Origin of the sequence: Ensifer sp. 2TAB8 (genome assembly GCF_052115125.1) — a bacterium.
Lineage (GTDB): Bacteria > Pseudomonadota > Alphaproteobacteria > Rhizobiales > Rhizobiaceae > Ensifer.
Window position 1 is genome coordinate 446,434 of sequence record NZ_JBFRGB010000002.1, and the last position, 19,263, is coordinate 465,696.

General features: G+C 57.7%; 25 protein-coding genes, 1 tRNA gene and 1 pseudogene. 13 read left to right on the top strand and 14 right to left on the bottom strand.

Features of this window, described 5'->3' with window-relative positions:
- Positions 1–214 precede the first annotated feature (214 nt).
- The 3 genes from AB4Z53_RS07870 to AB4Z53_RS07880 are packed head-to-tail and all read left to right on the top strand — an operon-like array spanning position 215 to position 1,975.
- A complete protein-coding gene (locus AB4Z53_RS07870; RefSeq protein WP_173517324.1) occupies positions 215–463 on the top strand; it encodes a hypothetical protein in 249 nt (82 codons plus the stop codon).
- Complete coding sequence (locus AB4Z53_RS07875) at positions 453–1,709, top strand: hypothetical protein (protein WP_441595468.1); 1,257 nt, start codon at positions 453–455, stop codon at positions 1,707–1,709. Before AB4Z53_RS07870 ends, AB4Z53_RS07875 begins: the two co-directional genes overlap by 11 nt.
- Positions 1,709–1,975 (top strand): hypothetical protein, encoded by a 267-nt coding sequence (locus AB4Z53_RS07880; protein ID WP_441595469.1) that lies wholly within the window; start codon positions 1,709–1,711, stop codon positions 1,973–1,975. The genes AB4Z53_RS07875 and AB4Z53_RS07880 overlap by 1 nt, the downstream gene beginning before the upstream one ends.
- On the opposite strand, the gene AB4Z53_RS07885 is transcribed toward AB4Z53_RS07880, so the two are convergent.
- The 4 genes from AB4Z53_RS07885 to AB4Z53_RS07900 all read right to left on the bottom strand — a co-directional run bounded on the left by AB4Z53_RS07885 (position 1,972) and on the right by AB4Z53_RS07900 (position 4,801).
- The gene (locus AB4Z53_RS07885; protein ID WP_441595470.1) at positions 1,972–2,349 is read right to left on the bottom strand and encodes a hypothetical protein; all 378 of its coding nucleotides are present in this window, start codon (positions 2,347–2,349) and stop codon (positions 1,972–1,974) included. The two genes, AB4Z53_RS07880 and AB4Z53_RS07885, sit on opposite strands and share 4 nt — an antisense overlap.
- 12 nt (positions 2,350–2,361) lie before the next feature.
- Positions 2,362–3,552 carry a TIR domain-containing protein gene (locus tag AB4Z53_RS07890; protein ID WP_441595471.1) on the bottom strand — a complete coding sequence of 397 codons (1,191 nt, stop codon included), beginning with the start codon at positions 3,550–3,552 and terminating at the stop codon, positions 2,362–2,364.
- Positions 3,553–4,184: 632 nt separating this feature from the next.
- Positions 4,185–4,640: a hypothetical protein gene (locus AB4Z53_RS07895; RefSeq protein WP_441595472.1), complete on the bottom strand. Its 456-nt coding sequence runs from the start codon at positions 4,638–4,640 to the stop codon at positions 4,185–4,187.
- Between the two features lie 5 nt (positions 4,641–4,645).
- Entirely contained in the window at positions 4,646–4,801 is a 156-nt protein-coding gene (locus AB4Z53_RS07900) for a hypothetical protein (RefSeq protein ID WP_441595473.1), read from the bottom strand.
- A gap of 498 nt (positions 4,802–5,299) precedes the next feature.
- Here AB4Z53_RS07900 and AB4Z53_RS07905 point away from each other — a divergent pair, with 498 nt between their 5' ends.
- The 5 genes from AB4Z53_RS07905 to AB4Z53_RS07925 all read left to right on the top strand — a co-directional run bounded on the left by AB4Z53_RS07905 (position 5,300) and on the right by AB4Z53_RS07925 (position 8,582).
- A complete protein-coding gene (locus tag AB4Z53_RS07905; RefSeq protein ID WP_441595474.1) occupies positions 5,300–6,055 on the top strand; it encodes a hypothetical protein in 756 nt (251 codons plus the stop codon).
- 278 nt (positions 6,056–6,333) lie between these two features.
- Positions 6,334–6,864: a hypothetical protein gene (locus AB4Z53_RS07910; protein WP_441595475.1), complete on the top strand. Its 531-nt coding sequence runs from the start codon at positions 6,334–6,336 to the stop codon at positions 6,862–6,864.
- A 2-nt stretch (positions 6,865–6,866) separates the two neighbouring features.
- The gene (locus tag AB4Z53_RS07915) at positions 6,867–7,445 is read left to right on the top strand and encodes a hypothetical protein (RefSeq protein WP_441595476.1); all 579 of its coding nucleotides are present in this window, start codon (positions 6,867–6,869) and stop codon (positions 7,443–7,445) included.
- Positions 7,446–7,609: 164 nt separating this feature from the next.
- Positions 7,610–8,131 carry an HK97 family phage prohead protease gene (locus tag AB4Z53_RS07920; RefSeq protein ID WP_441595477.1) on the top strand — a complete coding sequence of 174 codons (522 nt, stop codon included), beginning with the start codon at positions 7,610–7,612 and terminating at the stop codon, positions 8,129–8,131.
- Positions 8,132–8,243: 112 nt separating this feature from the next.
- Complete coding sequence (locus AB4Z53_RS07925) at positions 8,244–8,582, top strand: P27 family phage terminase small subunit (RefSeq protein WP_441595478.1); 339 nt, start codon at positions 8,244–8,246, stop codon at positions 8,580–8,582.
- Positions 8,583–8,863: 281 nt separating this feature from the next.
- On the opposite strand, the gene AB4Z53_RS07930 is transcribed toward AB4Z53_RS07925, so the two are convergent.
- Together AB4Z53_RS07930 and AB4Z53_RS07935 are read right to left on the bottom strand one after the other, a co-directional pair.
- Positions 8,864–9,637 (bottom strand): hypothetical protein, encoded by a 774-nt coding sequence (locus AB4Z53_RS07930; protein ID WP_441595479.1) that lies wholly within the window; start codon positions 9,635–9,637, stop codon positions 8,864–8,866.
- Positions 9,638–9,721: 84 nt separating this feature from the next.
- On the bottom strand, positions 9,722–10,117 hold the full coding sequence (locus AB4Z53_RS07935) for a hypothetical protein (protein WP_441595480.1): 396 nt from the start codon (positions 10,115–10,117) through the stop codon (positions 9,722–9,724).
- A 304-nt stretch (positions 10,118–10,421) separates the two neighbouring features.
- Here AB4Z53_RS07935 and AB4Z53_RS07940 point away from each other — a divergent pair, with 304 nt between their 5' ends.
- Positions 10,422–12,149, top strand: coding sequence for a hypothetical protein (locus AB4Z53_RS07940; RefSeq protein ID WP_441595481.1), 1,728 nt, complete (start codon positions 10,422–10,424; stop codon positions 12,147–12,149).
- 4 nt (positions 12,150–12,153) lie between these two features.
- On the top strand, positions 12,154–12,333 hold the full coding sequence (locus AB4Z53_RS07945) for a hypothetical protein (protein ID WP_441595482.1): 180 nt from the start codon (positions 12,154–12,156) through the stop codon (positions 12,331–12,333).
- Positions 12,334–12,358: 25 nt separating this feature from the next.
- Here the strand turns inward: AB4Z53_RS07945 and AB4Z53_RS07950 are convergent, their stop codons facing one another.
- From AB4Z53_RS07950 to AB4Z53_RS07965, 4 genes are all read right to left on the bottom strand, one after another.
- The gene (locus tag AB4Z53_RS07950) at positions 12,359–12,748 is read right to left on the bottom strand and encodes a hypothetical protein (protein ID WP_441595483.1); all 390 of its coding nucleotides are present in this window, start codon (positions 12,746–12,748) and stop codon (positions 12,359–12,361) included.
- 703 nt (positions 12,749–13,451) lie between these two features.
- A complete protein-coding gene (locus AB4Z53_RS07955) occupies positions 13,452–14,039 on the bottom strand; it encodes a helix-turn-helix transcriptional regulator (RefSeq protein ID WP_441595484.1) in 588 nt (195 codons plus the stop codon).
- Positions 14,036–14,329, bottom strand: a complete 294-nt coding sequence (locus tag AB4Z53_RS07960; RefSeq protein WP_441595485.1) for a hypothetical protein — start codon at positions 14,327–14,329, stop codon at positions 14,036–14,038. The genes AB4Z53_RS07955 and AB4Z53_RS07960 overlap by 4 nt, the downstream gene beginning before the upstream one ends.
- 153 nt (positions 14,330–14,482) lie before the next feature.
- The gene (locus AB4Z53_RS07965) at positions 14,483–14,644 is read right to left on the bottom strand and encodes an XRE family transcriptional regulator (protein ID WP_441595508.1); all 162 of its coding nucleotides are present in this window, start codon (positions 14,642–14,644) and stop codon (positions 14,483–14,485) included.
- On the opposite strand from AB4Z53_RS07965, the gene AB4Z53_RS07970 reads away from it, so the two are divergent.
- Entirely contained in the window at positions 14,574–14,972 is a 399-nt protein-coding gene (locus AB4Z53_RS07970) for a hypothetical protein (protein ID WP_441595509.1), read from the top strand. The two genes, AB4Z53_RS07965 and AB4Z53_RS07970, sit on opposite strands and share 71 nt — an antisense overlap.
- An 848-nt stretch (positions 14,973–15,820) precedes the next feature.
- On the opposite strand, the gene AB4Z53_RS07975 is transcribed toward AB4Z53_RS07970, so the two are convergent.
- Positions 15,821–15,949, bottom strand: coding sequence for a hypothetical protein (locus tag AB4Z53_RS07975; protein WP_441595486.1), 129 nt, complete (start codon positions 15,947–15,949; stop codon positions 15,821–15,823).
- Positions 15,950–16,015: 66 nt separating this feature from the next.
- Positions 16,016–16,276 (bottom strand): hypothetical protein, encoded by a 261-nt coding sequence (locus tag AB4Z53_RS07980; protein ID WP_441595487.1) that lies wholly within the window; start codon positions 16,274–16,276, stop codon positions 16,016–16,018.
- Here AB4Z53_RS07980 and AB4Z53_RS07985 point away from each other — a divergent pair.
- Positions 16,226–16,561: pseudogene (locus AB4Z53_RS07985) on the top strand (tyrosine-type recombinase/integrase); the annotation flags it as partial. The gene AB4Z53_RS07980 and the pseudogene AB4Z53_RS07985 overlap by 51 nt on opposite strands.
- A 209-nt stretch (positions 16,562–16,770) precedes the next feature.
- Here AB4Z53_RS07985 and AB4Z53_RS07990 read toward each other — a convergent pair.
- A tRNA-Ile gene (locus AB4Z53_RS07990) sits at positions 16,771–16,846 on the bottom strand.
- A gap of 255 nt (positions 16,847–17,101) precedes the next feature.
- On the opposite strand from AB4Z53_RS07990, the gene AB4Z53_RS07995 reads away from it, so the two are divergent.
- On the top strand, positions 17,102–17,842 hold the full coding sequence (locus tag AB4Z53_RS07995) for an SIMPL domain-containing protein (RefSeq protein ID WP_441595488.1): 741 nt from the start codon (positions 17,102–17,104) through the stop codon (positions 17,840–17,842).
- Between the two features lie 817 nt (positions 17,843–18,659).
- Here the strand turns inward: AB4Z53_RS07995 and AB4Z53_RS08000 are convergent.
- Entirely contained in the window at positions 18,660–19,046 is a 387-nt protein-coding gene (locus AB4Z53_RS08000; protein ID WP_291150806.1) for a hypothetical protein, read from the bottom strand.
- Positions 19,047–19,263 lie beyond the last annotated feature (217 nt).

Genomic DNA, 19,263 nt, shown 5'->3' on the forward strand with positions numbered 1-19,263 from the left:
CGAGTGGCTAACCACCCAACAAGTCTGTGAATAGATTAAATTTGGTGGGCCCGGAGGTCGCGCCATAACCACTGAAAATCAATGAGTTAGCAGAAAGTGGGACAGGAAATCTTTCCGCCCGCTCTTGTCGTTTTTCGCCACGAAAGTCCCACCAACCACCCACCGCCACTAGACGGTGGGTCGCGCACTTGTGCGCTCAACATAGGGAGAATACATGCGCGTCTTGTATTGCCACAAGGTCAAGGACACGCGCCGGCAGGATTGCCTGGCATCGGTTGATTTCGAGATCAATCCGCACATTCGTCTTTACGGCCTAAGACTTCTAAAGAAGCCCGACGGCGCCTTCTACATCTATGCGCCGCAAGCCAACGGCTCCCGTCGCTTGGCGACCTTCTCGCCTGAGCTTTCAGCACGCCTCACGGCTCTTGCCGTCGAATCGTACGAGGCCGCCAATGAGCGATGACAAGCCGCGTCTTCCAAAGCCCGAGAGCCTCGAGGCGAAGTTCAAGCTGATGACGCTGCTGCCGTACGACAAGCGAGCCAAGCGCAAACATTGCTTAGTGTTCGGCTTCATCTGCGACTGGTTTCACTCCGACTACGGCAACGCGCTCGCCAGCGTTCGACATATCGTCGCGACAATCAAAGAGCGCGATCCGGCAGGCACCGGCCTCTACACCGGCGATGTACATAGCGCCCTCGCCGATCTGGTATCCTGGGGCTACCTCACGCAGATCAAGGGAACCGGCCGCAAGGCCAGCCGCTATATCCCGGCATGGGATTTGGTTTGTGTTCATAAAATCCCGAACACAACAGCGACAGAAACTAGCGTTCGGGAAAACCCGAACACAGATGTTCGGGGAAATCCGAACACAAATGGCGATAGCGTTCATAAAATTCAGAACGAAGACCCATCCACAGTACCCGTCCACAGGACCGGGGTACATGTGGTGGGAAATATGTTCGAAGCCGCGCCTGTGGCGCCGCCTTTGGCTGGCCTTCCGGCCGCCACGGCGGGACCGGCTTCGGGAGATGGTTTTCCTGAATTCTGGAGTGCCTGGCCCCGAAAGCACGGCAAGAAGGCGGCAGAGGCCGAATGGAAGAAGATCACCTATGACGTCGATATCGTCATAGAAGCGGCCCGCATATGGGCAGAGCACTATGCAAAGCACGGCGTCGACAAGAAGTGGATTCCCGAGCCAGCGAATTGGTTGAAGGGGGAGCGCTGGGACGAAGACTTGCCGTTGATACATGGGGACGCGAAGGGTGCGGCGATAGCCAAGGCCAAGGCCAACGCGCCGGCGAAGAAGGCCGCGCCAGAGCCTGAAGCTGCAAATGACAACCAGCCTGCCGACGAGGAGACCATTCCCGACTTCATGGTGGGTTCGCCCCAACTTTGGCCCGCCGGAGACTACTGCGGCGAGTTCATCGAGAATTTTGTCGACAAGGAAGGCAAGGATCTTTCCGCCGACCTAGTGTTCGAAGTGAGCACCCCAGGCGAACACTTTGGCAAGCAATTCCGCCACAGGTTCTACGTCAACTGCTTCATCCAATCCCTGCAGGACGAAGGCCAGAAGTATCTAGGAGACATCTGCGCCGCCGTCGGCGTGCCGAGTGTCGAAGACTTGGACGACCTCATGTGTCGACCGCTGCGTGTGCGCGCGGATGGCCGGAAGCTCATCTACCTCAAGAATCAGGAGGCTGCAGCCTGATGGACTACGCAGACTTTTACGACGCCACCAAGGACGCCTTCACCGCCGCTCTCGCCGAAACCAAGGCGCAGTCAGCGATGATCCAAATCACGCCGTTCCAAGCGCTCGACGACGACGACATCCCGATCGAAGTGGTAGGCATCAGTCACCAAGATGAGGAGTTGAGCTTCATCGCAATCAAGGAACGAGACGGGGAAATCTACCCCGTCATGGTGGCAGGAGCCTACCGGCCGGCATTACCCCGGCCGCGCCCTTTACGGGACTAGCGCGATCGGGAGACTGCTGAGGCAGCTTTGCCCTGCTGTTTTTTAGCTTTCTCCCGAATTCGCGTATGAATTACCTCGAACTCGTCGTGCCTGCTAAGCCAAGCCCAGATCAGGCGATTCTTGTCCATCTTCTTGTTGACGAAAATTGCTCTGGACAGCGCGGGCGGCACTCGCGGAAAATTATGGCCCGCTTCGATAGCACGAGCACAAAGCTCCATGTATCGAAGCTTCTCCGCAACAATCTTGGGATCGGGTTGCGACTTTGTGCGATCTTCTGGCTTTGGCTTTTCTCGCGCAAAGCCATGCCAATGCGGCTCGTAACTGCCGCCATCGAGAAGTCTGAAGATCCCTCGCTCATGATCTATTTTGGTCACGGCAGCGGCCCCTTAACCCCGTTCTCCTGGAGTTGCCCTGGGTTGCTGTAGAAGGTTCAGATGCCAAGGCTCCATATATTTCTCAACAACGTAGCTAGACGCCACCTGCCAAGGCATGAAGGCTTCCTGAGCACCTGCGGCGAACGGTAGGATGTCGTAGGGACTGAAATTGAACGTGAGACCCCGATTATCGAAGCTGAAATTTTCGAGCACACGCCAAGCGTCTTCAGGATCGGTGGTATTCACATGCCAGATCTGCGGTTCGGGCTCATCAAGACCAGCCTCAACAACCTTTAGGCAGTACGATAGCACTCTCAGCGCCTTATCGTCATCGTGGGATAGGAGATCGCGGATCGTCACCTTACCCCTCTGGCTACCAAAAAAATTCGAGGTTTGAGTCCGGAAATTCCCGTGCGCACCCCCGTGATCGAAGTAAACTAAGTACTGAATTGAAACAAACTCACCAAAGCAGAAAAATTCATCAGCCTTCAACTGGAAATCACGTGGACGAAAATACTCAGTCTTCATTTCTTCCAAGAATGAAGGAACTTCCGATTTAAATTCGTAGTACGCCCGCAGTGATTCACTCTCGATCTCGGAATTTACTAAGCGCCAGTAAGTATCAGAACTTTTGTATTCAATGTATTCTACGGAGATCTCGTGCGTCTCTTCCTTCTCCTCGATTGTTCTTCGAGAAAATCTCTCAAGAACATTGAGGTTGTCCCGCTTGTAGTTGGCACCTGTTGCGTTTGCCGGGGCCTGCAGACCTGCAGCCTTTTTTCCAATTGCAGCGGCCAGTGCGGATCGCCAGTCGCCCTCGAAATCGATGTAATGGTACCGCAAGAACTGCGCGGGAAGTCGAACGCCGTTAATTCTTATAAAGATGACGAAGTTGGCGCCAAAAGGTTTGTCATCTGCAAGCCTAAGTGTTTCTCGGATCTCCCTATTCACGACACCCGCCCGAGAGAGAATTTGCTCTGAGCAAATATGAATGATTAAGTCGGCGTTTCGCTGAGCAGCTTGCCGCTCGGCGTCCCAATCATCGCCTGCGACAAGCGATTTTCGATCAAACCACACCTCGGTCAACCCCAGACCTTCAAGGAATGTCACGACCTCAACCGCGACGTCCCTATCCTCAGACGCATATCCGACAAATACCTTCAATTTACTGCAAGCCCCCGCTACGGAAACAATCAACACCATAAATTGTATCTGTCATGGCGCAAAGGGGTGCGTCGCATCGCTCCCTCGATCGGCTGCCGTACCGGCTCCCAAAGCAATTTTTCACGTCCGCAAAATTCGAAATTTGGAGATGGGCGCCGTTGTAGCCGACAGCTCAGTACTACTGGGTTGCACCACCCATCTCGAGCAGTGGTTGCCCTCCCCGATCGAAATGCGCCTTACTCTCCCATATACGCCAGGCATGTATTGGCGCAGCTTCCCTTCCAAGGGATTCACATTCTTTCTCGCCGGCAACGTCGAAATAGCGGACTTGATAGCTCCCACCGCCTTGTGGAGGAGCAAAGCACATAATCGGCCCAGTTTTACCTAAGAACAAGCGCGCGCCGTCGTGCCGATGTTGAAGCCGACAAGCGGTTTCCTTTCCGTGCACCTCTTCGAGGACCCAGTCACGACCGTATGAAAGGCACTCTTCGTTCAATGAACCTGAATACCAGATCATATGATTGGTAAATTCCTCGGCCTCTAAGACACCGAATAGTCCCGAATTATAATCGTAACGCCTAAGAAAAAGAACAATTCCAGCACTCGTCCCGAATGTCATTCTCAAGAGCTCACCCGGCTCCAAGCTGTCCATTTTCTTGGCAACGAGGCAACTAGTTCGAAGCATGGCGTTTAACTCCCGCTCTAAAGTCCCGGATATTCGTGAAGGTGTCGGGAGCATGGATGGCTTTCTCCATCTCCATCCGCAGATCTTCATCGTCGTTGATCATTTGAAGAAAGTCGCAAATCAAATTCTTTGCCAGGCGCCCTGTGCGACCGGACATTTGCCCATCGAGATAGATGGCGCACGCCATCTCCAGATCGTTGGCCAGTTCTTTGAACTCATCCTCCCATAGAGCAACGTTGCTTGCGTTCTTCGCCGCGTGAAGGCGGTCTACCCTTTCCATGATGCTCGCACGCATCGCCCCGATCGCCCCTGCTGAGACTGCGAGTCGATCGCTCTTCATCTGGCGTGCGACAAACCACAGTCCCGCCAACGCGATCGGGAAACCGATAATCGTTACTACGTTGGAAAGAATGGAGAGGTACGGAAAAGTTGATTCCTCCACCCCGCTCAGCCTCCGCCACCTGGTTTTGGCTTACCGATTTTATTGGGAACGTTACTGGTCGTGAACGACTTCTGGACGCTGGCGCCCTTCTTGCTGTCGTGCGTGTTGTGGACACCGGTCTTGGGAGTGGAGGGAGAGATATTGGATTTCTTGTCGTTCATAGTGGTTCCCTTGGAGGAAGTAAGGCGGCGGTGTTCCGCCGCCGCCAGCGCTACTTTCTTGGACCTTTTGTTTCGTCTTGGCGGAGAACGGAGCCCGCCAAAGTGCGAATCTCGGACTTGGTTGGATTTTTGCCAGCAAGCACCTTGCCGGCGATTGAAGAAGCTTTGTTACCAGACTGCGATTTCGCCATTGCTGCATTGCTCCTTTGCCTGATGCCCCTACACATGAGCGGCCGGTCGATATAATTACAGAACAAATCACAAACATCAACATATAGACGGCTTTTGACGAAACAACGCACTATATCGTCCATTCCAGCTACCTTAACGGTAAATCGATGCCCGCCTCACCTTGCCGAATGCACGAAACTGATATTTTGTCAATATTCATGTTGACAAATTTGTAAATCAGTCCTTCTCTTGTATTTGCGGATGACCCGCCACGAACAGAGCCGCGCAAAAAGCGGCCGGCAACGACGTTTCCAAGAGGTGACATCATTGGAATATACCAACGATAACGTGCCGGTATTTGACCGGGGCGACGCCCTGCCTTGCATCGTAGAAGATGCAACCGAATGGCAACCGTCCCGCACCCGCATCAAGGGGCCTGGCTTAGCGGTTAGGCTTGCAAACGACGGCCCCTCGCTTGAGCGCCGCATCGCATTGCATGCCGTGTGGGCATCCTCGAGCCGCTATAGCGGCCAGCACGCCAACGACAACCAGGACTGGCCACTCGCGAAGCTCCTCAGGACCGAAAAGAACGACCATTGCCTGGCTCTTGCGGAACGCTATCGCCAGGTTCATGACACGGCCGACGCGCCACTGCTCGTCGGTCGGGAAGCCACAGACCTCTACGTGTTGCACAAGGTCGACGAAGACGGCAAGAACAAGGGACCGAAGGTCGTCACTGGCAGAAAGGCCAACATCGACACGCCCGCGACTCGTGCAACTATCACCAACGACGAGACCAAGAAACGCGCCGCTGCTATCCCGAAGAAGTGGCAGGGCGACTGGCCGCTCCTTGCCAGCATCGATGCGAAGCGTGAGCTTGCTGTCCTGCGGTATAGGCTCGCATATGTGCCGAAGATCCTAGATGCCTTCGAGTGGGCGGTCGTGGATGGACTAACGCTTGCCGAGATCGGTTCGCGGCTCGGCGCCGGCAGCAAGGGGGCCAAGGGCGAAGCTCGAGCCAGGGTCTTCGACGGTTTCGGTATCGTCGATCGCTTCTGGCGGAACAGCCGGAGAGCCGCATAGGGGTACCCCATTTTCATATCCCGATGGGTAAGGGAGAGAGAGGGCGCTGGAAACGGCGCCCTTTTCGTTTTCGGGGAAGCTGTCACCTTCCCCTGGTGGGTGGCCGCGCGCGGTCGCTCACCGCCCCATTGCCGTACCTCGGATGTACAGGGCGGCAAACCAGATCCGGTTTATCTCCATGGGCAGGATTATAGGGCTGGAGCGCGAGTTGATGCGCGCTCCAGCCCTTTCTTTTTTGACCACCACAATCGCAACTCTTAAAAATCACAGGAGGCCACGTGGCCACATTGAACGCCGCCATCGCTGCGCTGGAGCGACGCGTTGGCTTTCCTCAATCGCGAGCACGACAAGTGGCGCGATCCCTTCAGGAGGCAGGCGCCTTACCCCTTGGCGGGCCAGGCAAACCTCCAGAAATCAACATCGACGACTTAGTCACATTGGTCATTGCGCTCGCTGCCGACGTCCCGCTGCATCAGTCGGCCGACGCGGTGCGAGCGTATCGCAACCTGACGCCTGGGGGGGCTGACGTGTCCCGCGCACCTGCGTCCGTGCCGCGCAACGCTGGCGAGGAAATCGATGCCATTATCGGCTTGGCTGCCGACGGCAATAGCGATGTCCGAGGCGTCAAGCTCGAATTCGTAGCGAACTGGCCGGAAGCGGCCGTGCGTTGGCACGACGGTAGCATCAGCCGCTTTCGGGAGCTCGGCGCTCTTGCCGCCGTTTGGGGCGCAGGCGGCCATCGACGCTCGACCACCATCAATATGGCCGCACTCGCTGACGCCATCCAAGAAGTTTTCACAGGAGCCTGACAATGGCAGTTTTCAAGAAATCACCGGCCGCTGAGACTTTCCGGGTACCGAGCCTGGGCGAAGTCGATCAAGATTACCGCGAGATCGAGCAGAAGATCGCTGGCCTGCGCAACGACCAGTCGACAACGGCCCTCCAAATTGTCGAGCTGGAACACGACCTGAGAGCGCGGCAAGCTCCATCGATGCGTTCCGGAGTCGCGGCTCTGCTCGGAGAAGTCGTCGACACCACCTTGGAGCAGCGTCCTGCGCGACTGGCGGAACTCCGGAAGCATGCAGCAGATATTGAGGCCGCGGTCGAAATCCTACAACGCCGTCTCGCGGAGCGTCGCGGCCAAGCAAGCGCCGCTGTTCGTGCTGCAGTCAAGGATGAGTACCGTCGTCGCGTCGCGGCAGTTGCTGAGGCGCTACTCCAAGTGAACGCCGCCCACGTGGCGCTCGTTGATATCGTCGACCAGTTCGATCGCGAAGACATCTCTTGGACTGCCCTCGGCCCGATGCAGCCGAACTTCCTAGGAGACGCACGCGATGGTCATGTGCATCGCTACCTCAAGGAAGCGAAGGACCTTGGCTATGTCGATTGAGCGCGCGAATAAGAAAGCACCGAGCGGCGGCCGCCATGTAACCATGCCTGGCAAACGCTCAGTCTTCATCGACAAGAGCCCCGTCGATATAGCGCGGGAACTTCGGGCGAAGTCGAGCCTGGGAAGACGTGAGGCGAAGCTGGCCGAGGCGGAGCGAAAGCTGAATGGTTGAACGGATATCTGGATATGCCGCTACCTGGAACCAGCCGACGACGATCGCAGGTGAGTTTCGTGAACAGTTACAACAGGGGTGTTTCACGCGCACCCTGCGAGAGTCACCGGATGTCATCATGATCCTCGACCATGATGTTGGTCGAGTCTTGGGCCGGACTTCGGCAGGCACTCTCACCCTGAAAGAAGACCGTACCGGCCTGTGGTTCGAGTTGATACCTGATCCAACCACGCCGTCGGGTCAGGAGGCAATTGGGACGGTGCGCCGCGGGGATGTGAAGGGCTGCAGTTTCGCCTTTTCCGTCCGCTCGGAGCGATGGGAGGATGGCGGTGATCGTCTGCCCCTTCGGACCTTGGAGGATGTTAGCCTCTACGAGGTTACACTGACTGGCATGCCAGCGTATCCGACGACTACGGCAAGTCTCCGCGTGGCCGGAGGCGCGAACACAACCTCCTCGGCCATCAAGGCAAAGGCCGAAGCCGCAATGCGTGCCCGCGGCATCCCCCTCGACTGACCGGGGAGGGGGCGGTGTCATCCTTCCGACCGCCGGAGCCGCATACCGGTGCTGCCCCACAGCGCACATTTGTGATGCCCCGAATCGTTCGGTGAAAATATAGGAGGCCAGAATGGCCGAAAAACATAAGGTTCCGGCTCATCTGCGACCTGAAACGCGCAGGTGGATTCGGCAAATTTTGGCCGATTTCGAGCTCGAATCGCACCATTTTCGCGTGCTCGTGAAGACGGCAGAGGCCTGGGACCGATCAGAACAGGCGCGCGAGCAGTTGGCGGGTGGATTGGTGGTCGAGGACCGCTATGGAACGCCGAAGGCTCACCCTTGTGTCGCTATCGAGCGCGATAGTCGAACAGCGTTCTTTCGCGGTCTGCGCGAACTTGCGCTGGATGGCGTCGATGCTCCGGAGGCGCCGCGTGCACCGCGGACAGCCGACTACGGGACTCGTCGCTAATGCCGGTGAGACATCGCAAGAGCAGGAAACGTTCGACGGATGGCCTCTCCGAGTGGGAGTCGGTCTTCTCTACAGGTTATGACCTGCTCTGGGAATTGCAGATGTCTGGCGTGGAAGTCGATCAGTATGGCCGCCCCTCATTGGAGGAGACCGCGGCCGCGTGGCAAAGACTGGGAGAAGCATTCATGGAGTTGCCGCGTCATCCGGACCTCGACGAACCTTGGGCGCTTGAGACCTTTGGCGTGACTTGGGCGAAGGGGAAGCGCAGGCGTTGATGCCACTTACCACTCGAAAGGTTCGTCTCTGTCTAGCCGATAGCGCTCAACAAGCCTGTCTCGGAGCTCGCCGTGTATCCCCGTTAAGAACAGACCGCTACGAACCTGTGTCGCAAGAATATGCTTGGGCAGGGTTTCGCTTTCGCCCCTACCAAAATCGTACATAGCCGCGGCACGTGCATAGACCTCTGCGCAATTGATCATTATGGCGAGTACGTGATCCTCGTGGATAGCGCGCACATGACGTCTATCCGCTACTAACCCACGTGTCCGAGATCTCAGCACCTGTAGAACCGTAAGCAGACGAGACAGGAAGATTCGTTCGTCCTGGTGGCTTGCTTCAACCATTGCCCGCAGACCGTCGACAGACTCTCCCGGCAGCACTGGAAACGCGGGAACATCGAGGTTTCCAGGAAACACGCCACGTACCATCCGATCCCGCATGTTCTGAAGCTGGGACGATGTCGCTTCAGCGTAATCGCTGATTTCGCTTAAAACCAGCGGGAGCACAGCTCTGGCCGATGCGCGCTGCGCCTCAAACTTATCATGTTGGAAGCGGTCAGCCTGTCGAATCTGCCAAACTACAACTCCGGCAGCGGCCAGACCTGCGACAATCGTCTGGTAATCGTACAGCCACCTAAATCGCCCAATCCACTGCAACACACTATCGAAGGTGCAAACCCATCCGTGATCATAGATCGCGCGTACGGTCTCGATGCAGACCGCAAGGATGAAGATACCGACGGCTATGCCGGCGAGGAATCGTTGTCTGTACGTCATGCTTGACGATCGCCGATAGGCCGTGCGCCAGTCCAGCCACAACCATAAATCATCCCCAAGCCAAGCAAAGGGTGCCTCCTGGAACTAGAGATATTTGCAGTTCAGACTTTCGAACTGTCCTCTGGCCCATTCGAACTTGTCTTCTGGCTTTTCTGGGCTTTGTTCGAAGACGTCGAACGCGCGAGCCCAAATGAAACCCATTGTGAAGTCCGCGTTCTTCGTTGGAAATTCATACCATGTTGGGATTTCGTCGTTTTTCTCGGGCAGTAATCCGTCGAACACGGCCTGCAGGTACTGCTTTCCGAGGGTGTAGCCCGCTTCGAAGAGCCGGTCTCTCTCGGCGCCCCCGTTCGGCATGCCATTGGCGAATGCTGCACAAGTCATGAGAACCCAGCTCTTGCTCGCCATTGCATCGTAGTCTGTCGCACGAGCAGGCGAACCGATCAGCAGAAAGAGTGCGACGAGCAATAACCGATTCATGTTGGGGCCTCCACCAACAACTCAATCGCACAACCGAGGGAAGGTCGTCAATTTCCCGCAATCCGCCAGGGACCAACTCCACATCAGGCGGCCCATCACACCGCAAGGATCACCATACATGAACAATCCAAATCCAAGCCCCAACGGCGCGCCGGAAGACGACGAAGAAAACGGAACTCCGTTCGACGACGGATCCACGTTCGACGACGGAAGCGGCTTCGAGCAGTAATCCCGAGTCTCACCCCAAACAGAAATCCCCTTATAGCCTCGGTCATCGCCGGGGCTTTCTTTTTATGGAGATATCATGGCTACAGCAGCCACTGTTTATCGCGACTACGAAACCGATGGCATTCCATCTTCGGGTGCCCACAAAGTCAGAAAGCCGGAAATTCGCCAACTTCTGGCCGGCTATGAGGGCGTCATCAACGCGTTCCTGTCGAACGGCGGTCTGATCTTCGCATCCAAGGCGTCTCTCGATGCCAGCCTGAATTACGCAGCCAACACCATGGCTTGGGTGCTCGGTGACGCGACTGTCGCGAACAACGGAATCTATCGCAAGATTGGTGGTTCTGGCACTGGTTCATGGACGCGCGTAGCCGATCTGCCGTTCTCGTTTATCATTGCCAGTGATGTCGGCGCAGGTACGGTGAACGCCATCCAGGCGACCACGAGCATTCCGGTTAGCGGATCTGCGCTTGTCTGGATGAATGTCTTCGAGGCGAACACGGCGAGCCCGGTGACGGTAAGCTTTAACGGCGGATCGGCGCTGACGATCAAGACAAATACCGGCAATAACGTCGCTGCCGGTGGGCTTGTGGCGGGCATGATTGTGCTTGGTATTGTTTCGGGCTCGACGTTCCGGCTTGTCAGTGATCAGGCCAGCGCGGCGATTGTGGCGGCTGCCGAAGCGGCTCAGGCTGCCGCGGAGGCAGCGCAGGCTGCGGCTGAAGCAACCGTATCTGAGACGGTTCGCTACGATATCGTTCAGGCCAAGTCTGCGGCTCAGAAGCTTCAGGCGCGCACGAACATCGCAGCGTCATCTTCGGGAAACGATGCACAGTTTCTAGCCGGAACGAGCCGCTATCCGACGAGCATCAACCAGCGCGTCGACAGCGCATCATGGCTGGCGGCGAACACCGTTTCGGGCAAGAACCTGGTAGTCGGCGCTGCCGCGCTTGACGGGCTGACGTGGGTCAACGACATCATGCCTGGCACTGACGGCGTGGGCGTCGTCACGGCATACGCAATCTCGACGAACGGCAAGTATGGTTCGGTTGATGCGGTTCGCGCATCCGACAACGTCGCCGGCACTCCGCAGAACATCATTGCGCATACCGCCGTCTGTCGCGTCGACAATGCGACCGTTGCTCACCGCGTTTGGGCGAAATACACTCATGCCTGGTGGGACGCTGGCGCTCATGTCGATAGCTTCCTGCTTGGCGAGGAAAATTCGCTTCACAATGAAGGTGCCGCCGCTGCGATGAAGACTCCGTGGGATCTCCGCGGTGGTTCATCAAACAACGGTCAAACGGCAAACCTGCGACTGACGGCAGGCACAGGAAACGTCGCAAGCAACCGCGCGACCTGCGCGCTGCAGATCACCGCCAACAATGCCAAGTACGCCTCCGGGGTCATCGTCGCGTCTGACGCCATCGATACAACTTCCGGCTACGCAGATGCGTTTGCGATGTCCACGAACCACGGCGTCGCATGGTACTCGCCGTCTTCGGCGGACCGGATGTGGCGCATTTTCTGCAACGTAACGTCTGTTTCGGCGGGCGGCAGTCTCATCTTCGGCGACGGTCTCGTTGAGCTGTTCAACGGGGATCTCGATCTAAAAACCGGCGGCCGCTTCTACAAGTACCAGGGCATCAAGGTCGTTGGCGCTCGAGATACTGGCTGGACCGCAATGACAGGCACCACCAACAAAGCCACGGCTTACGACACCTCTAGCATAACGCTTTCCCAACTGGCTGGCCGCGTTATGGCGCTGCAGGCTGCGCTCACAACCCACGGACTAATCGGAGCATAAAAAAATGATCCTTGATCAAGAAAACGACCGTCAGATGCTGCTGGAAATTATCGGCGCATCGTCGTTCAAAGGTGGTGCGGTTTTCGCGGTAGCTGACCTGGTGTCTCGTATTCAGGCCGCGGCAGTTGCCGAAGAGAAAGCAGAGGTCGGAGCCGTACCCACGCAAGAACAGCACTCGTCTTAGCAGCAAACAGGCCGGTGCGGGGTAGCTACACCCTTGGCCCCACCGTGGGGCACTCAAACCAGAACTCGAATAGCGGCTTGTTCAACAGATAACCGCGGGTGATCTTGCACCCACCGCGGCCAGTATTCGCTAGGTGCTGTTGAGCGGCCGCCTCGAGCCTCTTCTCTGGCGTCATAGCATCGGCCAGCCCGAGGGTAGCGCCTTGGGCTGCGCCAATCGCCATGGTCTTGCCGAGGCTCGGTGCGACCATCAGCGAGTTATCGGCCTTGTGCTCATAGACGCGGTAAGTGTCGTCGGCCATCTTCACATTATGGACCGGAAATTTATACGTGTTCATGCGCGACATGCTCTCGCTTGTGGCGCATGACGAAACGCTCACGGCGATACCCGCCGCGGCAAGTATCCTAAAATTCATGAATCGCCCCTCCGTTGCCGGTCGGATGTTTGCTCGACTCTGGGTGGTGGTCAAGTCGGCCAGAATATGGACCGAGACTCCAGGCAACTCGAATCGCGCGAATCACTTCTGTGGTGGTAAAATGCGGATGAGAGAAAACTAGGAACGCACTGCACTCAACTAGCTCGGTTGTTTTCCCTCGTTTTCACACGTGATAGAAAAGTGATATACAGTTTTTCCTATCTCCTTGATTCGAAAGAGCTTTTACTGAGTTCATAAGCTTGACTAAATACGAACAAGGAGTAAAATAGTGCATCCGCATGAGGGTAGATATTATAGGGGGATGGACATCGTCCATTTCTCATGAGAAAAAGGGCGCGCTAGATATCTAGCACGCCCTTTTGTCTTGAGGAGCTGTCGCGGATTTGGCTACCGTGAAGAAGCGCAAGGCCGGACCACATACCTCGCCTAGCAATCGAGTGTGTACATCCGAAGGGCTCAAACAGCAAGCCTGAAGGACTACACATGTCTACGTCTAAAACTCGCCCCGCATCCCGCAGTTCCGTTAGTGGCCAGTTCGTCACGCCGGCGTACGCTGCGAAGCATCCGAAAACCACCCAGAACGAGCGCTTGCCGAAGCCCGGCTACGGCGACACCAAGGGCGGGTCCAAGAGCAAGTAAACGAAGCGAAGTATAGGCGGCGCCCTCCGGGGCGCCGTTCTTATCAAGGCTCCAAACTTTTCCACCTCTTCAAGCGATGCAGTTCCGCCTGCCCCTCGTCGGTTAACGCATACCGAAACGCATTCCCGCTGGTGCCGACAAGGCGGATAGCCCCCTTCTCTATCAGCGCATCTAGAACCTTTTGGCCGGCGCCAGGAATCGTGTCGAAGGTATCGCACTCTGGGTGGTCCGCCATGTAGCGAAGAATTCGCTCTTGCCGTGCGTCTAACCCCATCAACGGCCGGTACTTCTCCCGGCGCTTCTCCTTCTTCGCGCGCCAATCGTCGTAGTCGCTGCTCTTTGCCCCGGCACGCCCAGCGTCACGTTCGCGCCGCCACTTTTGCAGGTCTGTCTCTTGCTTGCCGTGTTCTCGCATCCATTGCTCATAGGCGTCTTCCGGCTCTGCTGAGGAACCCAGGCCGCTTATCTCGTCGAGCTTTGCATCGATCGCCCTGCGGTCCCACTTGCGGGTTCCAGGTACGGCGGGAGGCATTTTGTGCGTCGATACCCAAAGGGAAAAGGTGCTTTCGCCGATACCGCAGTACTCAGCGGCTTCCTTGCGTCCGATCAGGCGTGGGGCGTTGTCGGTCAAGTGCGAGCCCGTTTCTTTCTGGCCTGGCGAAGCATGGTAAGCGCATCGGGCCTGCTAGATTTCTTTTTCAGGCGATCGAGCCTTTCCGTTTTGGTCTCTTCATTGAGGAGAAGCGGGATATCCTCGATAGATATCAGGGGCGTTCGGCCAATCTTCTTTGCCACTCCAATGCGCCTTGCCTTCTCCCAAATAGTGCGCCCTGTGATGTGGGCGCCGCTGGACGCCGTAATGCGGCGCGCGATTTCTTCAGGCGTTAGGAGGCCGTCGAGGATAGGAATGGTCGGCACCATGGCCACCTCCATGAAAGAGAAAACACGTTGCCGCCGGCACAGATGCCGACTGCAGTCTTTGTGTCTCCTCGGTGTGGTGGTGTGCCCCGAAAGGCTGCGCTTGGTGGGCGCTACGGGAAGCTAATGTGGCCTGTTGGAGCGGTCAAGAAACATCTAGCTCGTTGGGTGCATAGCAACGCCTGGTCCAGCCGCAACGTCCCCATCCTCCAGGAATGTGACGCCCACTGCCTCGATAGCAGAGCGGATGGCTGCCAAATTGTTGGCGATTGGTATCCGCTTGCCGGATTCGAAATCCCGGAGCGTCGAGGGCGACACACCGGCTGCTTCGGCAAGATGTGGCTGCGTCCAGTTCAAAAGTGCGCGCGCGGCGCGGCATTGCGCGGGTGTCACGGTCAACCTCATTAAAAAACAACAATGTCATCGTTTAGTGTTGACATTGGGGCGATGTTGGTGTTTTCTAATGACATACCGCTTTTTCGGCAACATCGCAACACAAGGAGACCGCCATGAACGCACACGTTCCCGCACCGGCAACTGCCACCAGAACTCAGTTACCGCGCGCGCTCGTCAGAAGAAGACCGGCCTTCGCATTCAAGATTGGGCAGATCGTTTCCAGCGGCGACCTCATGGCCTTTGTGATTGACAGAAGAAGATCCGCGGCAGGTAGGGAGCTCTATGACGTTGCTGTGCTGGGCGCCGACCACGGCCGACCACACCGCACCTTTCTTGGCCAGTACCTGTCGCCAACTCACTAGTTTCCTGCGGCACCTCCGCAGCCTTGCCGCGCTCCGTTCTTCGTCGAGCGCGGCCTTTTATCCCACCCCCCGCGGGGGCGCTGTGCCGCGTGAACCGGTGCAGCGGGCGGGTGGCGGTATCTCACAGGTGCCGTCGCCCGTCACCCATCCATAGCCCACCACAGTGACCCGCCGGCCTCACCACCCGGCGGATTTTTTTTGAAGAGTGCCACTGGACGATCGCCAACAGAAAACGGTTTTTAAATGTGATGCAATTCTGAGGAGGGACCGTGCCCACCGCCGCCAACGATAATCGCCTGCCACCGGGAATGACGCCGCGTGGCCTTTGCCGCGTGGCCGCTGCCGCATATGTAGGTATCGGCGGTACGCTGTTTGATCAGATGGTTTCCCGCGGGGAGATGCCAAGCCCCCGCAAGGCGGGGAGCCGTGTCCTTTGGGATCGTTATGAGCTCGATGATGCCTTCGATGCCCTCCCCCGCGATGTTAATATAGCGGCATCGAGCGCCGGCAACCCTTGGGATGATATAGGAGCGGCATGAAGCTCAATCTCCGCGGGATCATCGAAGATGTAGATCGGCACGGCAACGTGCGGATCTATTTTCGCGTGAAAGGCAAGAAGAAAGTCCGACTCCGCGAGAAGCCGGGGACAGCCGCATTTCTGCGGGAATACGAATGCGCCGAAGCTGGTATTCCGTACGATGCCGGCGGTGCTACGCCGCGACCCATCGCCAGTTCTTCAAAGCCAGTCGTTCCGCGGTCCTTCCGCTGGCTGTGCCAACAGCACTTCAAGCGCGCGGCCAAGAGCGTCACCCCCGGTACGATGGATCGGCGTCGCCGCATACTTGAAGAGATCTGCGTCAAGCATGGCAACCTGCCGTTTGAAATGATGGAGCGTAGGCACGTCACCATGCTCAGGGACGTTCGCATCGAATCACCTGGCGCCGCCAACAATATAGTCAAAGCCATCAGCGCCATGTTCGCGTGGGCGATCGAAGTTGGCGAGGCCAAGGTAAACCCCTGCAACGGCATCAAGCGCCTGAAATCCGGCGATGGCTTCCACACGTGGACGCTTGAGGAAATCGAACAGTTCGAGGCCAAGCACGCGCCCGGGACAACCGCACGGCTGGCGCTGGCCATCTTTATGTTCACCGGCCTGCGTTTGTCTGATGCGGCTATTCTCGGCCGACAGCACCTATCAGATGGTTGGATCCGAATCAGGCCAGGTAAGACGAAGCGGTCTAGCGGCGTCGAGGTTCATATGCCGTTGCTCGCGGATCTGGCGAAAGAGCTAGACCGCGTTCCGTCTGGTCGATTGACCTTCCTTGTGACGGAGTACGGCAAACCCTTTTCCGACAAGGGCCTTGGAAACAAGATGCGGCAATGGTGTGATGAAGCCCAGTTGTTTCATTGCTCCGCTCATGGGCTGCGGAAGGCCGGGGCGTCCATCGCCGCAGAGAACGGCGCGACCAGCGACCAACTGAAGGCCATCTTCGGATGGACGACGAGCCAACAGGCTGACCTCTACACGCGTGCGGCTCGCCGAAAGGTGCTCGCAAAAGACGGCGCGAAGCTTCTGATACCCGACCGAAACGAGAACAAAAGTGTCCCACTTTCCGAGTCCACTTCTGAAAAGTGGGACACTCAAGCGGAAATAATAGATCAAAAACAATCACTTACAGAAAGTAATGGTGGGCCCGGAGGGACTCGAACCCCCAACCAAGCGGTTATGAGCCGCCGGCTCTAACCATTGAGCTACAGGCCCACTCTGGATCTGCAGGCTTCCTGAAATCGTAACGATCTCAAGGTAAGACAAGCAGCAACTTTAAGTGCTACGGCGACTTTGGCACGCCTGAGAAGGACGTGTGGCGCCGTGGCGATCCAGGTGCGCGAACCAATGGCAGTTCGCGGTGGAATGGCTCTAGCGGAAAACCTTTTTGCGGACAAGCCATTGCCGCAATGCTCACACAATCGCCAGCCAAGAAGACGCAGGGACGGAACAACCGGAGAGACATAGACCATGATTTCCACACGCACTGCCCGCACGCTTTCGATTGCCGCTTTCGCCGCCGCTTTTGCCGGTGTGGCCGCCGCTCAGGCGCAGGAGTCGGACAAGGACAAGGCAACCATTATCGTTGCCGGCGAAGGCCGCGCGACGACCGCGCCGGACATGGCGGTACTGCAGCTCAGCGTCGTCAAGGACGCCAAGACCGCCCGCGAGGCGCTCGACGCCAACAACAAGACCATGGCCGAAGTGCTGAAGGCGCTGAAGGACAGCGGCATTGCCGACCGCGACCTGCAGACGAGCGGCTTCATGCTGAACCCGCAATACAACTACCCGACCAACACCGATGGTGGTAACCGCCCGCCGGAGCTGATCGGCTATCAGGTCACCAACGGCGTCACCGTCCGCGTGCGTGATCTCGCCAAGCTCGGCGAAGTCATCGACAAGTCGGTCACGCTCGGCGTCAACCAGGGCGGCGGTGTGCAGTTCACCAACGACAAGCCGGAAGCCGTCATCATCGAAGCGCGCAAGGCCGCCGTTGCCGACGCCGTGGAGAAGGCCAAGGTGCTTGCCGAAGCTGCCGGCGTCTCGGTCGGCAAGATCGTCACCATCAGCGAGCAGGGCTTCCGCCCCGAACCGGTCTCGATGATGCGCGCCGGCATGGCCAAGGAATATGCCGCCGACGCCGTTCCGGTCGCAACCGGCGAAAACAGCTACAACGTGACGGTCAACGTGACCTTCGAAATCAAGCAGTAAAAACCTGGCTAGGCCCGCAGCGATCGCGCGCGGGCTTCCACCCTTCTCGCCCCTGGCTCCGGAAATCGGTGCCGGGGCGATTCGTTTTGGCCCCGTGCTCAGCGGCCCTCGCGCTGGAACCGTGGGTTGAAACGAGTACGGTAGGTCCAGAACAAGGTGGGGATGCCTCCGTCGGTAAGATGTCCAGCGTCTGACAAATGCCTTGTCGCGCATCAGATGCCGCAGATCAGCAAATAGCGATGGCGTTCGCTCACCATTCGCACGCGATCCTCGGACCGGTCGAGAAAGATCAACAGCGCCTTTCGATGAAACCTTTGTTTGCGAGGCAGCAGACAGGGACAAGGGACGTATTTCTCGACGATCGGACCCAGGCGCACATTCCCTCTGACGTCGCGCCGCAACTCCGAAAACGAGCGGGAATATCAGCCAGATGTCTCCCCACACCCACGGAACGCCCCGATGGCGATGGCTTGTCGACCAATCCGGGAAAGAGCGGGCAATCAAGCCCTCAATCAAGAGAAGCGCTTCTTCTCTTATACTGAATACATCTGGACCAAACCGGCCGTAGCCACTCTTGTCGCCGAAGCCATGGTCACAGGGGACGAACTCGAAGGAAAGCCCACCCGCGAGGCCCGTCTACAAATCTGTAGTCGGAAGGGAGCTGTATGTGGGCGAACAGTACAGCCGTGTTGCAATGCTCAAACCTCCCGGTCTCAACGACACGGCACAGCACGTAAAAAAGCCCCCCATGCCGAAGCGTGGGGGGCCATTCTTCCGCCGGCCGGGGGAGACAAGGCGGGAAGATTGGTATTGGCGCTTACCAGCGGCCGATTGTCGGGCAACCGCGCGCGTTTGCGAAGACGATCGTCTGGCGGTAGCCGTGGCGGCGACCTTCGACGACGACGCGGCGCGGCGTCACGTCGGCGACATAGGCGCGACGGAGACCCCGGTCGCGAGCCTTGTCGACGGCCATCCACGGAGAGCAGCCGCCGCGGCGACCACGGTCCCAGTGACGGTCACGGCCGCGGTTCCAATCACGCTCGTCGCCGTAGCCGCCGTCGTAGTCGCGGTACTGCACGTCGATGCCGTCGCGCGGGCCGAGCCCGAATTCGATCGAGTCCGCCGAAGCGGTGGAGGCAGCACCAAGCAGGCCAGTCAATCCAATGACGGCGGCGGCAGCAGCGTTAAAAAAGCGGTTCTTCATGACATCTCTCCAGGCTTGAAGGGTTCAGCGGGCAATCACCGTCCCAAGCGATTGAGCAAAGAATAGGTTCCCTAAGCTGAACGACAGCGGAACCTGGTGTTCATGGGAGGTTCAGATTGCCGGAACGTGATCCCACCCCTCACCGGCGCAGGATTCGGCCTTGCGAAGCGGTCCGCCCGCGGCATGCAGACAGGCGATAAGCCACTGATCCAGAACG